Origin of the sequence: Aromatoleum sp., assembly GCF_032027225.1 — a bacterium.
In the GTDB taxonomy this organism is placed as follows: domain Bacteria; phylum Pseudomonadota; class Gammaproteobacteria; order Burkholderiales; family Rhodocyclaceae; genus Aromatoleum.
The window spans coordinates 76442-89907 of the sequence record NZ_JAVSMM010000016.1; the positions used below are offsets into that span (position 1 = coordinate 76442).

The following is a 13466-nucleotide window of genomic DNA, read 5'->3' on the forward strand; positions in this document are numbered from 1 at the left end:
GAAAACGAGAGCAAGAGGGGAAAGGATGAAGATCACCGGAACTTACAGCGGGGAGTTGCCCGCGGTCGCTCCGGCCGCGAAGGGGGCGCCGGTCGATACGCCGGCGACGTCCCAGGCGCGTGCGGGCGAGAGCGGCCCGCTGCAGTCGGCGGTGCTGCAGCCGGCACTCGACGCGCTGCGGCAGCTGCCCGAGATCGATCACGCGAAAGTCGCCGCGCTGCGGGACGCGCTCGCTCGGGGCGAGATCGCATTCGACGCCGCGAAGCTCGCCGGCCTGATCGCGCGCCATCACGGGGGCCGCGGATGACGCGCAAGGACGCGCTCGACGCGATCCTCGCGGGCCTCGTCGCCGACGTCGTCGACTATCGCGCGTTGCGCGAGCTGCTCGACGCACAGTTCGAGGCGGCATTGCACCACGACAGCGCGCGGATTGCCGACGTGGGCGAGCGGATCACCGCGCTTGCGTCGAGGATGCACGCCCGTCGCGCCGAACGCGTCGGGCTCGCGACGCGCCTCGTCGGACGCCCCGCCGAAACGCCGGATCCGGTGTTCGCGCTGATGGCGGGGCCCGCGCGCGCGCGCGCCGAGTCGTCGTGGCGCGAGCTCGAGCGGCACGTGAGCGAGTGCAAGGCGCTCAACGAGCGCAACTGCCGGCTGCTGATGGAACAGCACGAGATCATGCGCCGCGTGCTCGACAGCGAGGTTGGAACCTATGCTCCGGCCTGAGTTCGTGTCGCTCGCGGCATCCGCGCCGGCCCAACCGGAGCGCATCGCGCCGCCGATGCTTGCGCGCGCGGACCGCGGGTTTTCGGTGCTGATGCACGAAGTGCGCGGCGAAGTGACGGAGTTCATCGAGCACGGCTCGCAGGATCTCGGCCTGAGCGCGTCCGGCCAAGCGTGGAGGATGCGCGCCGGCGCCGCGACGCAAACGTCCGGGGAGGGCAGTCTGCCGGTCCCGAGCGAGGTGCGTGCGCTCGGCTTCGACCGCGGCGAACGGCAGGCCGGGGTGCGTCCGACGGCGTCACGCGTCGGCGCGCCGACCGGAGACGCCGCGCGCGACGCGTTCCTCGCTTCGATTACGTCGTGGGTGAACGAGGCCGCGTCACGGCTTGGCGTCGCGCCCGAGCTCGTCGCGGCGCAGGCCGCGCTCGAGTCCGGCTGGGGCCAGCACCCCGTCCGCAGCGCCGACGGCGCCGACACGCACAACCTGTTCGGCATCAAGGCCGGGAGGCATTGGCAGGGCACGGTGGCGGAGGCTGTCACGACCGAGGTCGAGGACGACGTTGCGCTGCGCCGCAGCGAGCGCTTTCGCAGCTATCCCGACCACGCGAGTGCGTTTCGCGACTTCGCGCAGCTGCTCCTCGACAACCCGCGCTATCGCGATGCGCTCGGGGCGGGCGACGACGCCGTTGCCTACGCCGAGGCCCTCGTGCGCGGCGGCTACGCGACCGATCCAGCCTACGCCGACAAGCTCGCGCGGGTTGCGGCGAGCCTTCAGCGGGGGAAATGAGGCATGACGTCGGTCGCGAGTTCGGCGGGTTCGACTGTGTCGCGCGCGGCCACGCGGGCGCGGATGACGCGGCCGGTCGTCGCGTTGCGGACGTCGATGAGGTCGCCCGCACGGCCGCCGGCGAGCGCCTCGCCGGTCGTCGTCACGGACACCCCGCCGTTGTTCGCGACGATGCTGACTTCGGCGCCGCGGTGCACGAGCAGCGGCTCGGTAAGCCAGGGCGGCTCGACGACCTGGCCGGCGCGCAATGCCCGCCGGCTCGACTTGCCCACGACTGCTTCGAGGTCGGACGTCGCGGTGTCGAGCGCGCGCAGCGCGTGCCGCGCGAGTCCCACTTCGCCCGCGGCAATCGGCTGGCCGGCCGGCACGCGCGCAGTCGCGACGACGACGCGCGCAGCAAGCTCGGCGCGCGCGACGAACCGGATGGGACGCTGCGGCGCCTCCGCGCAGCGGGCGGCGAACTTCATGCGTGACAGATACCGGGTGTCGAGTGGCACGACCTCGACCGGCCCATTGCACGGCGGCGCATTGGTGTCGGCAACGCGCAGCGTGAGCTCGACGTCCTCGAGACCGGCCGCGGCGGCCGCCTCGAGCAGATGCGCGCGCGCACCGCGCGCAAGCTCGCCGTCGCCGGCTGCCCCGGCGGGCGCGGCCAACGCGGCGAACGTGAACAGGAATCCGAACAATCTGAAAGGTGAGGGCATGGCAATCAATTTCGACAAGACGCTCGGGATACACGCGGACGCGCTCATGCTGCGTGCCGAGCGCACGAAGGTTCTCGCATCGAACATCGCGAACGACAGTACGCCGGGCTACCAGGCGCGCGACATCGATTTCGCGGCGACGCTGCGCCGCGTCGCGGGCGACGGCGAAGCGGACGACGGTTTCGCGCTCGACACCGGAGCGGACCTCCTCTACCGCGTGCCGCACAACCCCTCGCAGGATGGCAATACCGTCGAGATCGGCGTCGAGCAGGCCGCATTCTCGCAGAACGCGTCCGAATTCCAGACGAGTCTGACGTTTCTGAACATGAAGCTCAAGGGCCTCGCGAAGGCGATAGAGGGGCAGTGAAAATGGGATTTCGAAGCATTGCGGAGATCGCTGGTTCGGCGATGGCGGCGCAGACGGTGCGCCTCAATACGGTCGCGAGCAATCTCGCGAACGCACAGACCGCGGCGGGCAGCGAGGCGGAGGCGTACCGCGCGAGAAAGCCGGTGTTCGCGTCGATCTACGAGAGCTCGGCGAGCGAGGGCGCCGGTGGCGGCGCGCGCGTGCAGGTGCTCGACGTCGTCGAGAGCACCGAGCCGCTGCGCCGCGCGTACGAGCCGGACAACTCGCTCGCGAACGAGGAAGGCGTGGTGTTCTACCCGAACGTCAACTCGGTCGCCGAGATGACCGACATGATGGCCGCGTCGCGCGCGTTCGAGACGAGCGTCGAGGTGCTCGGCCGCACGCGCGCGATGCAGCAGGCGCTGTTGCGCCTCGGCCAGGATTGAGTCCAATGCAGACCAACCTGAACACGCAGGCGCAGGCGGGAGCCGCGCCGACAGTGGCGGCCGCGACGAACGTTGCAAACGGTACGCCGTCCGAACTCTTCACGACGCTGCTCGTCGCGCAGATCCGCAACCAGAACCCGCTCGAGCCGACCGATCCGAGCGAGTTCGTCGGCCAGCTCACGCAGCTGTCGCAGATGGAAGCGCTGCAAAAGCTGGTCGCGCACGGTAGCGCGAGCGCCTCCTCGCTCGAGAGCCTGCAGCTGCTGTCCCTCGGCGCGCAGGTCGGCTCGCGAGTCGCGGTGCGCAGTGGCGGCGTCGCTCTCGGTGCCGAGCCCATCCAAGGTCGCGTCATGCTGCAGTCGGGCGCCGCGCGCGTGACGCTCGTGCTTCAGAGCGCGCTTGGCCCCGAGCACCGCATCGAGCTCGGCACCCAGGCCGCGGGCGAAGTCGCGTTCGCGATCGAGCCCGGACGGGTGCCTCCCGGCGCGTATGCGATGCGCGTCGAGACCGATGCCGGCGAAGCGCCGCAGGTCGACGTTTTCGGCGAGCTGCGCAGCGTCCGGATTTCCCCGAATGGTGGCGTCGCGCTCGACGTCGCGGGCATCGGCACAGTGCCGGCGTCGGCGATCACCGGTTTCAACGGCCGCAAACCCGAACAGTCCAGCTGAAAAGGAAATCTCCATGAGTTTTGAAATCGCCCTGTCCGGCATCAATGCGATCAACTCGCAGCTGGACACGATCAGCAACAACATCGCGAACACCGGTACCTACGGCTTCAAGTCGAGCCGGGCGAACTTCGCATCGATGTACGCCGGCATGCAACCGGCTGGCGCCGAGGTCGGCTCGCTGACGCAGAGCATCGACATCGGCGGTGGTGTCGTGACGACCGGTCGCGGGCTCGATGCCGCGATCCAGGGGCGCGGCTTCTTCGTGATGCGCGACGGTTCGGGTGCGACGCTCTTCACGCGCGTAGGGATCTTCGCCGCCGACAAGGACGGCTTCGTCGTCGACAGCTTCGGGCGCAAGCTCCAGGGATACGCCGCCGGTGACGCGGGTGCGCTCGGCGCGATGGGTGACATCACCGTCCCGACCGGCCAGGTCGCGGCGCGTGCGAGCGGCAGCGTGAAATACGTCGGCAATCTTTCCGCCGACTGGAGCCCCCCGGCGGTCGCGACGTTCGATCCGGCCGTTCCGCAGTCGTTCAACGGCTCGATGGTGTCGGTCGTGTACGACTCGCTCGGCGCCCGGCACACCCTGACGCAGTACTTCGTGCGCGGCGCGACGAACGAGGTCACCGTGCATTACTCGTTCGACGGCTCCGAGCTGCCGACGACGTCGACGCTCGCCTTCGGCAGTGACGGCCAGCTCGTCTCGCCGACCGGCCCGGTTTCGCATGCGCTCGGCACCCCGGCCGGCGCGAATCCGCTGACGGTTGCGGTCGATTACGCCGGCACGACGCAGTTCGCCGGCGAGGCGACGACGACCGTCAATGCCGCTGACGGCTACGCGTCGGGGACGCTGATAGGCGTGCAGCTATCCGAGGACGGAGCCGTCATGGCGCAATACAGCAACGGACAGAAGGCGCGTGTCGCGACGGTGGCCCTCGCGACCTTCCCGAACGAGAACGCGCTCGTGCCGGTCAGCGACACGAGCTGGACGACGTCGAATGCGTCGGGCACCGCGCTGTATTTCGCCCCCGGCACCGGCATGGCCGGCAAGCTGACGCCGGGTGCGCTCGAGCAGTCGAACGTCGACATGACGTCCGAACTGGTCACGCTGATGTCGGCGCAGCGAAATTACCAGGCGAACACGAAAGTCATCTCGACCGAGAACGAGATGGTGCAGACGCTGATGCAGGCGCTGTGAGGAGCGCCACATGGACGCGCTGATCTACACCGTCATGAGCGGCGCCGAGCGCGCGCTGCGCGCGCAGCAGGTGCACGCGAACAACCTCGCGAACCTCGAAACCGGCGGTTTTCGCGCCGACCTCGAGCTGGCGACGAGCGCCGCGGTCACCGGCGACGGTTACGACACGCGGCATCTCGCCGCGCTGCAGGCGAATGCGGTTTCCAGCGCCCAGGGGGCGGTGCGGCAGACCGGGCGCGAGCTGGACGTCGCGATCGTGGGCGACGGCTATTTCGCCGTCGAATGGGCCGGTGGCGAGGCCTACACGCGCGCCGGCGCATTCGCGCTCGACGCGGACGGCATGCTGACCGTCAACGGTCGGCCGGTGCTCGGGGATGGCGGCCCGATCGTGCTCCCGCCGTTCGCGCGGGTCGCGATCGGGAACGACGGGACCATCTCGATCCAGCCGCCCGACGGTGAGGAGATGCAGCCGATCGACCGGCTCCGCCTCGTGCGGGCCGACGCCGCGTCGCTGACGAAGAACGAAGCGGGTCTCGTCGTCGCGCGCGACGGCGTCGAGCTCCCTGCGGACGAGACGGTCGTCGTCAAGAGCGGCCACCTCGAAGGCAGCAACGTATCCGCGGTCGGCGAGATGGTCGCGACGATGGCGCTGAACCGTGAATTCGAAATCCAGATGAAGCTCTACCGTTCGGCCGATGCGATGGCCGATGCGGGCAACCGGCTCGTGCGCGGCTGACGCCGCGCCGGCAGCGAATAAGGAAGGAAAGCGATGAATCCCGCATTGTGGATCAGCAAGACCGGCGTCCAGGCGCAGGACGCGAAGCTTCAGGCGATTGCGAACAACCTCGCGAACGTAAACACCGTCGGCTTCAAGCGCGACCGTGTCGTTTTCGAGGACCTGTTCTATCAGATCGAGCGCCAGCCGGGCACGCAGAACGACGACAACACGGTGTCGCCGTCGGGCGTGCAACTCGGCAACGGCACGCGGCTCGTCGGTACCCAGAAGGTCTTCACCACCGGCAACCTGCAGACGACGGGGCAGGCGATGGACGTCGCGATCGTCGGCATCGGCTTCCTGCAGGTGCAGCAGCCTGACGGCGAAATCGCCTACACGCGCGCGGGCCAACTGCAGGTCGACGCCGATGGTCGCCTCGTGAACGCCCAGGGCCTGCCGCTCGTGCCCGAGATCACCGTGCCCGCGAACGCGACGTCGGTCACGATCGGCGAGAACGGCGTCGTGTCGGTGACGCTCGGCGGCGCTGCGGAGCCGAGCGAGCTCGGCCAGCTGACGCTCGCGAGCTTCGTCAACGCGGCCGGATTGCTCGCGGTTGGCGACAACCTCTACCGCGAGACTGCCGCGAGCGGCGCGCCGACCGAAGGCAATCCCGGCGAGGACGTGTTCGGGCGACTGAAGCAGGGCGCGCTCGAGGGCTCGAACGTGCAAGTCGTCGAGGAAATGGTCGACATGATCGCCGCGCAGCGCACGTACGAGATGAACACCAAGGTGCTGTCGGCAGCCGACAACATGATGCAGTACCTCGCGCAGGCGGTGCGCTGATCGTGAGAGTGTCCGCTGCGATCCTCGCGCTGACGCTCTCCGCCTGCGCGCCGATGATGCCGATGGAGGCCCCGGCGCCCGCCAACGACCCGCGGCTCGCGATGTCGCCCGCGCCCAGGAAGGGGGTGGCGGGTGGCGTGTTCGCACCGGACGCGCCCTGGTCGCTGACGTCGGACGCGCGTGCATTCCGCCCCGGCGACGTGCTGACCGTCGTGCTGCAGGAGACGACGCAGGCGACGAAGAAGGCCGACACGCGGATCGCGAAGGACAGCAGCGTGTCGATCTTGCCGGCGACGATCGGCAACAGGACATTCGACGTGGGCGTGGGCCTCGACAGTGAGCGCGAGTTTGCCGGCGCGGCGTCGGCGACGCAGCAGAATGCGCTGCGCGGCTCGATCACGGTCGTCGTCCACGAAGTGCTGCCGAACGGGCTGCTGCGCGTCGAGGGCGAGAAGAGCCTGCTGCTGAACCAGGGCGAGGAGTTCATCCGCCTCAGCGGCTACGTACGCGCGGCCGACATCGACACGGACAACCGCGTCTCGTCGCAGCGGGTTGCGAATGCGCGCATCGGCTATTCGGGCCGCGGCGCGCTCGCCGACGCGAACAGCGCCGGCTGGCTGGTGCGCCTGTTCAACAGCCCGTGGATGCCTTTCTGAGATTTCGATCATGAGCCGCCGCAGCATCGCATTCCTCTTCACCTGCCTCGTCGTCGCGCTTGCGCCGGCCGCGCATTCCGCGCAGGCGCTCGGCCGCCTCGTACACGTCGAGGGCGTGCGCGAGAACCAGCTTGTCGGCTACGGCCTCGTCGTGGGCCTGCAGGGTTCGGGAGACAGCACGCAGGTCAAGTTCTCCGGCCAGTCGGTCACGAACATGCTCAAGCAGTTCGGTGTGCGCCTGCCCGAAGGCAACAGCACGAAGCTCAAGAACGTCGCGACCGTGATGGTTAGCGCAGTCTTTCCGCCCGGCTACCGCAAGGGCCAGACGATCGATATCGCGGTGTCGTCGCTTGGTGACGCGAAAAGCCTGCGCGGGGGCACGCTGCTGCTGACGCCCCTGCGCGCTGCCGATGGCGAGATCTACGCGCTGGCACAGGGCCATCTTGTCGTCGGCGGCCTGTCCGCACAGGGTGCGAGCGGCTCCAGCGTGACGGTCAACACTGCGACGGCGGGCCGCGTGCCCAACGGGGCGACGGTCGAGCGCGAGATCGAGACCGACTTCGACACCGCGCCGATGGTGCGCCTGAGCCTCAAGCGACCGCATTTCCAGACCGCGACGAACATCGTCAATACGATCAACCGCAAGTTCGGCGACGTCGCGACGACGCGCGACGCGACCAGCGTCGAGGTCGCCGCTCCGGCCGACCCGACGCAGCGCGTGGCGTTCGTCGCGATGCTCGAGGGGCTGCCGATCGACATCGGCGAAGCGCTGCCGAAAGTCGTCTTCAACTCGCGTACCGGCACGGTCGTGATCGCGGAAGGCGTGCGCGTGCGCGCGGCGGCGATCTCGCATGGCGCGTTGAAGGTGGTGATCTCCGAGTCGCCGCAGGTCAGCCAACCGGCGCCGTTCGGACGCGGCGAGACGGTTGTCACCCCGGAGTCGCGCGTCGCGGTCGGCCAGGATGCGGCACAGATGTTCAAGTGGCCGGAGGGGGCGAATTTGCAGGCGATCATCGACACGATCAACAGCACCGGCGCGAGCCCGGACGACGTCATGGCGATCCTGCAGGCGCTGGACCAGGCCGGCGCGATCGACGGCGAGCTGATCGTCATCTGAAAAAGGTCCACCCAATGAACGACACGACCATTCGCGGCCCGCTGGCGGTGCCGCCCTCAAACGCCGACCCTGCGATTCGTGTTGCGGACGAGGTGGCCGATCCCGCGTACCGCGACAAGGTCGAGGCTGCGGCGCAGCAGTTCGAAGGCTTCTTCATCGCGCAGATGCTGCGCCAGATGCGCAGCGCCACGCGCGAGCTTGCGGCCGAAGACAGCATTTTCAGGAACCGGATCAACGACGACATGCTTGATCTCGCCGACACGACGGTCGCCGGCGCGCTTGCGGGCCAGCGCGCGTTCGGCATCGCCGACGCGATCGTGCGCCAGCTGCTGCCGCCGGTCGGCCCGGTCAAGTCTGACGTCGTCGATTCGGCACCGCGATTTAAGTCCGGCACGCGCTAGGCCGCCTTTTCCGTATTACTCCCCAGACTCCACCCGACCTTCCAGTCCGAGCCCCTCAGATGGCCCTCATTGTTAATGGACTTTCCGGCGCGCTCGCCGCGCAGGCCGCGCTGAACGCGGCGAGTCAGAACATCGCAAACGTGATGACGCCCGGCTACACGCGGCAGGGCGCGCTGCTCGCCGCGGTGTCGCCGAAGCAGGCCGGGGCGCTGAACGCGGGCAGCGGCGTTGCCGTGCCGGCGCTGTTGCGCTTCTCGGATGGCTACAAGAGCCTGCAGATGTGGCAGGCCGCGTCCACGCTCGGCGGGCTCGCGACCGTCCAGCCGTACCTGTCGCAGCTCGAGCAGGTCGTCGGCAACGACGCGGCGAGCATCAACAGCGGCTTGGACGCGTTCTTCGGTGCGCTCAACGCTGCGAGCGTCGACCCGTCGTCGAGCCCGCTGCGCCATCAGGTGCTCACTGCCGCCGACGCGCTCGCGCAACGCTTCAACAGCCTGAACCAGGTCCTGTCGAACCAGCGCGCCGCGGTCTATCAGCAGCGGATCGCGACCGTCGACGGTATCAACAACCTGACCACGGCGGTCGCGTCCCTGAACCGCGAGATCGCTGTCACGCGTGCGAGCGGGATCAACCCGTCCGGGCTGATCGACGAGCGCGACCAGAAGATCGACGCACTCGCGAAGCTCGTCGCGCTGCAGGTCGTCGATCAGCCCGACGGCTCGCGCAGCCTGTCCTTGCGCAGCGGCCAGCCGCTCGTCGTCGGCGCGATCGCCGCGAAACTCGCGGTGCAGGGCGAGCCCGACGGGTCGCAGACGCTCGAGCTCACGTTCGCCAAGGAGTCCTTCAAGTTCGACGCCGCGAATCTGGGCGGCGAGCTCGGCGGGCTCGACGACTTCGAGCGCCGTGTGCTGACTCCGCTGATGGCGTCGATCACCGACATGGCGAAAGCGCTCAGTGAGCGCACGAATGCGCAGCTTGCGCTGGGTTACGCGCTCGACGGAGCGCCCGGCAAGCCGCTGTTCGAGTTCGACGCGACGAGCACGACGGTGATGCTGCGCGTCGTCGACGGCCTCGTCGCCAAGGACCTCGCGTTCTCGACCGACCCGGCGCTGCCGGGCGACAGCGGTAACCTGCTTGAGTTGATCGAACTGAAGTCGCAACCGGTCGGCCTCGCCTCCCTGGGCACCGTCCTGTTCGGCGACGCCGTGACGCAACTGGTCGGCAAGCTCGGCATGGACAGCCAGCAAAACCAGGCGGGGCTCGCGACCGCGCAGACCGTACGTGACCAGGCCGAGGAGAGCTGGAAGTCGACGAGCGGCGTCAATAGCGACGAAGAGGCGATAGCAATCATGCAGTTCCAGCAGATGTACCAGGCAAACATGAAAGTCATCGCCGTCGCGAACGAGCTGTTCGACAGCACGCTCGCGATGCTGCGCTGAGGAGGCTTCCGTGCGGATCGCGACCACCCAGTACCACTCGACGATGAACAGTGCGCTGCAAACGGCTGCGGCGCGGCTCGAGACGACCATGCAGAAGATGGCGAGCGGCGAGCGCATGCGCGTGCCGTCCGACGACCCGATCGGCAGCGTTCGCCTTGCGCGGCTGGCGCGCGAGGAGGCCGCTCTCGACCAGTATCGCGACAACATCGGAGCGCTGCGCGCGCGTCTCGTCCAAAACGAGACGCTGCTCGACGGCATCAGCCGCGACATGCTCGCCGCGCGCGACCTGCTCGTGTGGGCCGCCGACGGCGGCAACACCTCGGACGACGTACGCGCGATGTCCGGCTCGATGCGCACGCTCGTCGATGGGATTTTCTTCGCCGCGAACAGCCGGGACCAGGAAGGCCGCTACCTGTTTTCGGGCACCGCGAGTGCGACGGCGACCGTGGTGCGCGATGACGCAGCGCCGGCCGGCGCGCGCTATACGTTCACCGGCAACACCGGAGAGCAGAAAGTCATGGTCGGCAACGGTGTAGCGCAGACCGCGAACGTCAGCCTCGACGAGATCGCGGGGCTGCTGAACCAGCTCGACCGCGCGGCCGAAACGCTCGGCGCACCGGGCGTCGATCCGAACGATGCCGCAGTACGTGGTGAACTCGTCGTCGCGCTCGTCGGCGTCGACACCGGACTCGCAAGCGTCCTTGCGAAGATCGCCGGCTTCGGCGGTACGCAGAACATTCTCGAGACACTCGATACCAACCACGCGAACGTCAGTCTTTCGAACAAGCACGCGGCGCTCGACATCGGCCAGCTCGACTACGGGGATGCCGCGGTCAAGCTCAATGGCTATACCGCGGCGCTGCAGGCGACGCAGAAGGCATACGCCCAGGTCAGCAAGCTGTCGCTGTTCGACGTGCTCTGACGGCGGACGGCTGCATGCAGATCCCTTCGTTGCGCCCCGGCGCGTCTGCGCTCGAGCGCCATCCCCCCGGCGCTCCGACGGTCGAACGCCATACCTCCGGCGTGGCCGCCGTCCCGCACGCGCGCGTCGAGACGGCGCTCCGGGGCGAGCCGGTGGTCGCCCGCGGCCCGACCGCGACGCCGACCGCCGGTCTGACATCGTTCGACGGCGAGCTCAACCGCAGGGTCGCCGGGGCGCAGCAGGCACTCGAATTTCTCGACGCGCTCGCGAGCGGGCTGCACAAGATCAAGAGCGAGCAGAGTCGGGGCCTGTCGCGCGGCGAGCCCGTCGCCGGCTCCTCGCTCGACGGCGAGCTCGAAGCACTGCGTGCGCTCTTGCGCCAACGCAACTCCATGACCGCGGGGAGCCTCGATGGTGGCCTGCGGCTGGTGTCGCCCGGCGAGGCGCGGCAGGGCTTCGCGGTGCGCGGGCTCGACCGTGCGGCACTCGTGTCCGGCGGTCGCGAGAACCTAACCTTCAATATCGGGGACGGACGCGAAGTCGGGGTGGTTGTCGACTCCGATCTGCCGCCGAGAACCGCGATCCGGCGTCTCGACGAGGCGCTGAGGCCAGCGGGCGTACGCGTGACGGGCGATGCCGTCGGCGAGCCCAGGTTCAGCGTGCGCGAGGCCGACTGGCTGCAGCTAGCCGACAGTTTCGCCGTGCGCGGAGGCGGGCGGAGATTCCCCGCGGGCGCGTTCAACCGGGTCGTGCTCGACCCGGAACCCGAGGCGGTCCGCGTACCGACGCTAGGCGACGGGCCGGAGGCCCAGCGCGTGATGCTGCACGAAGTCCTGGGTGCGCTCGACGTGGTGCGACGCGCACGTGCGGTCGTCTCCGATGCGATCGTGTCTGCGCGCGCACGCTTCGACGATTCGCGCGCCGCGGTCGAGACGCTCTGGGCGACCGACTTCGTGCGCGAGTTCGAGGTGCTTGCAGAGCGGTCGGGGTACGACGTCTTCGCGGCAATCGGGTCCGCGCTGGCAGCGGTCAGCCGCCCCCGTGTCGTCGCGCTGTTGCGACTCGACTGACGCGGGGGCAGTGTGCGTCAGAGCACCTCAGCGGCGTGGTCCGCGAGCCGCGAGCGCTCGCCGCGCTGCAGCGTGATGTGGCCGGAGTGCGGCCAGTCCTTGAAGCGGTCGACGACGAAGGTCAGGCCGGAGCTGCCTTCGGTGAGGTAGGGCGTGTCGATCTGCGCGATGTTGCCGAGGCAGACGACTTTGGTCCCGGGGCCCGCGCGCGTGATCAGGGTCTTCATCTGCTTCGGCGTCAGGTTCTGCGCCTCGTCGATGATCAGGAACTTGTTGATGAAGGTGCGCCCGCGCATGAAGTTCAGACTCTTGATCTTGATGCGGCTGCGGATCAGGTCGCGTGTCGCGGCGCGGCCCCAGTCGCCGCCTTCGCCCGTCGTGCCATTCAGGACGTCTAGGTTGTCTTCGAGTGCGCCCATCCACGGCGCCATCTTCTCTTCCTCGGTGCCGGGCAGGAAGCCGATGTCCTCGCCGACCGGGACCGTCACGCGGGTCATGATGATCTCGGAGTAGCGCTTGGCTTCGAGCACCTGCGTCAGCGCGGCAGCGAGCGTCAGCAGCGTCTTGCCGGTTCCGGCCTGGCCGAGCAGCGTGACGAAGTCGATCTCCGGGTTCAACAGCAGATTCAGCGCGAAGTTCTGCTCGCGGTTGCGCGCGGTGATGCCCCACACGTTGTTGCGCGTATGCGCGTAGTCGGTGAGGGTCTCGATCAGCACGCTCGCGCCGTCACGCTCCTTGACCCAGGCTCGCAGCGACGATTCGCCGTCCTGATACAGGAACTCGTTGACGAGCAGGTTCGACGCCAGCGGCCCCTTGACGCGGTAGTAGGTGTGCCCTTCCTCCTTCCATGACTCCATGCCCTTGCCGTGCGTGTCCCAGAAGTCGGGTGGCAATTCGCGCGAGCCGCTGTAGAGGAGGTCGGTGTCTTCGAGGACCTTGTCGTTGAAGTAGTCCTGCGCGTCGAGGCCCAGCGCGCGGGCCTTGATGCGCATGTTGATGTCCTTCGACACGAGGATCACCGGGCGCTCCGGGAAGCGCTCGGCCAGATGCATCACGACCGCGAGGATCTGGTTATCGCCCTTTGCGGTCGGCAGCGCCGCGGGCAGTGCGATGTTGATCGCTTCGGTCTGCAGGAAAAGTTTGCCGGTGGCGAGTTCGCGCGACGGTCCGCGCAGCGCGATGCCGGCGTGGATGTCCTGGGGATTCGCGCTGACGATCTCGTCCATCATCCGGCTCGCCTGGCGCGCGTTGCGGGCGACTTCGGATGTACCCTTCTTGTTCGCGTCCAATTCTTCGAGCGTCATGATCGGCACGAAGAGGTCGTGTTCCTCGAAGCGGTACAGGCTGGTCGGATCGTGCATCAGCACGTTCGTATCGAGGACGAAGAGCTTGGTTTGTGGGCTGTGGATCGCGCGTTTAGTCATGAAGGCT

The 13466-nt window shown here is 68.5% G+C and carries 17 protein-coding genes; 15 read left to right on the forward strand and 2 right to left on the reverse strand.

Annotated elements, in window-relative coordinates:
* The first annotated feature begins 25 nt into the window (after positions 1-25).
* From ROZ37_RS16415 to ROZ37_RS16425, 3 genes are read left to right on the forward strand one after another with little or no spacing between them, the layout of a single operon-like run.
* Positions 26-307 carry a flagellar biosynthesis anti-sigma factor FlgM gene (locus ROZ37_RS16415; protein ID WP_312660938.1) on the forward strand — a complete coding sequence of 94 codons (282 nt, stop codon included), beginning with the start codon at positions 26-28 and terminating at the stop codon, positions 305-307.
* A complete protein-coding gene (gene flgN, locus ROZ37_RS16420; protein WP_312660940.1) occupies positions 304-726 on the forward strand; it encodes a flagellar export chaperone FlgN in 423 nt (140 codons plus the stop codon). The genes ROZ37_RS16415 and flgN overlap by 4 nt, the downstream gene beginning before the upstream one ends.
* Positions 713-1510, forward strand: a complete 798-nt coding sequence (locus ROZ37_RS16425; RefSeq protein ID WP_312660941.1) for a glucosaminidase domain-containing protein — start codon at positions 713-715, stop codon at positions 1508-1510. Before flgN ends, ROZ37_RS16425 begins: the two co-directional genes overlap by 14 nt.
* Here the strand turns inward: ROZ37_RS16425 and flgA are convergent.
* A complete protein-coding gene (flgA, locus tag ROZ37_RS16430) occupies positions 1495-2214 on the reverse strand; it encodes a flagellar basal body P-ring formation chaperone FlgA (RefSeq protein ID WP_312660942.1) in 720 nt (239 codons plus the stop codon). The two genes, ROZ37_RS16425 and flgA, sit on opposite strands and share 16 nt — an antisense overlap.
* Here flgA and flgB point away from each other — a divergent pair.
* The 12 genes from flgB to ROZ37_RS16490 are packed head-to-tail and all read left to right on the forward strand — an operon-like array spanning position 2213 to position 12035.
* Positions 2213-2581, forward strand: coding sequence for a flagellar basal body rod protein FlgB (flgB, locus tag ROZ37_RS16435; RefSeq protein WP_312660944.1), 369 nt, complete (start codon positions 2213-2215; stop codon positions 2579-2581). The genes flgA and flgB overlap by 2 nt on opposite strands.
* A 2-nt stretch (positions 2582-2583) precedes the next feature.
* The gene (gene flgC, locus ROZ37_RS16440; protein ID WP_312660946.1) at positions 2584-3006 is read left to right on the forward strand and encodes a flagellar basal body rod protein FlgC; all 423 of its coding nucleotides are present in this window, start codon (positions 2584-2586) and stop codon (positions 3004-3006) included.
* 5 nt (positions 3007-3011) lie between these two features.
* Positions 3012-3674, forward strand: coding sequence for a flagellar hook capping FlgD N-terminal domain-containing protein (locus tag ROZ37_RS16445; RefSeq protein ID WP_312660947.1), 663 nt, complete (start codon positions 3012-3014; stop codon positions 3672-3674).
* Between the two features lie 13 nt (positions 3675-3687).
* Positions 3688-4872 (forward strand): flagellar hook-basal body complex protein, encoded by a 1185-nt coding sequence (locus tag ROZ37_RS16450; RefSeq protein ID WP_312660949.1) that lies wholly within the window; start codon positions 3688-3690, stop codon positions 4870-4872.
* Positions 4873-4882: 10 nt separating this feature from the next.
* Positions 4883-5608 carry a flagellar basal-body rod protein FlgF gene (gene flgF / locus ROZ37_RS16455; RefSeq protein ID WP_312660950.1) on the forward strand — a complete coding sequence of 242 codons (726 nt, stop codon included), beginning with the start codon at positions 4883-4885 and terminating at the stop codon, positions 5606-5608.
* Between the two features lie 33 nt (positions 5609-5641).
* On the forward strand, positions 5642-6430 hold the full coding sequence (gene flgG, locus ROZ37_RS16460) for a flagellar basal-body rod protein FlgG (RefSeq protein WP_312660952.1): 789 nt from the start codon (positions 5642-5644) through the stop codon (positions 6428-6430).
* Between the two features lie 2 nt (positions 6431-6432).
* On the forward strand, positions 6433-7086 hold the full coding sequence (gene flgH / locus ROZ37_RS16465) for a flagellar basal body L-ring protein FlgH (RefSeq protein WP_312660953.1): 654 nt from the start codon (positions 6433-6435) through the stop codon (positions 7084-7086).
* Between the two features lie 10 nt (positions 7087-7096).
* The gene (locus ROZ37_RS16470) at positions 7097-8203 is read left to right on the forward strand and encodes a flagellar basal body P-ring protein FlgI (RefSeq protein WP_312660954.1); all 1107 of its coding nucleotides are present in this window, start codon (positions 7097-7099) and stop codon (positions 8201-8203) included.
* A gap of 14 nt (positions 8204-8217) precedes the next feature.
* Positions 8218-8604 (forward strand): rod-binding protein, encoded by a 387-nt coding sequence (locus ROZ37_RS16475; protein ID WP_312660955.1) that lies wholly within the window; start codon positions 8218-8220, stop codon positions 8602-8604.
* A 59-nt stretch (positions 8605-8663) separates the two neighbouring features.
* The gene (gene flgK / locus ROZ37_RS16480; protein ID WP_312660956.1) at positions 8664-10043 is read left to right on the forward strand and encodes a flagellar hook-associated protein FlgK; all 1380 of its coding nucleotides are present in this window, start codon (positions 8664-8666) and stop codon (positions 10041-10043) included.
* A 10-nt stretch (positions 10044-10053) separates the two neighbouring features.
* Entirely contained in the window at positions 10054-10965 is a 912-nt protein-coding gene (locus ROZ37_RS16485) for a flagellar hook-associated protein 3 (RefSeq protein ID WP_312660957.1), read from the forward strand.
* Between the two features lie 14 nt (positions 10966-10979).
* Entirely contained in the window at positions 10980-12035 is a 1056-nt protein-coding gene (locus ROZ37_RS16490; RefSeq protein WP_312660958.1) for a hypothetical protein, read from the forward strand.
* Positions 12036-12052: 17 nt separating this feature from the next.
* Here ROZ37_RS16490 and ROZ37_RS16495 read toward each other — a convergent pair whose 3' ends face one another.
* Positions 12053-13459, reverse strand: a complete 1407-nt coding sequence (locus tag ROZ37_RS16495; RefSeq protein ID WP_312660959.1) for a PhoH family protein — start codon at positions 13457-13459, stop codon at positions 12053-12055.
* Positions 13460-13466 lie beyond the last annotated feature (7 nt).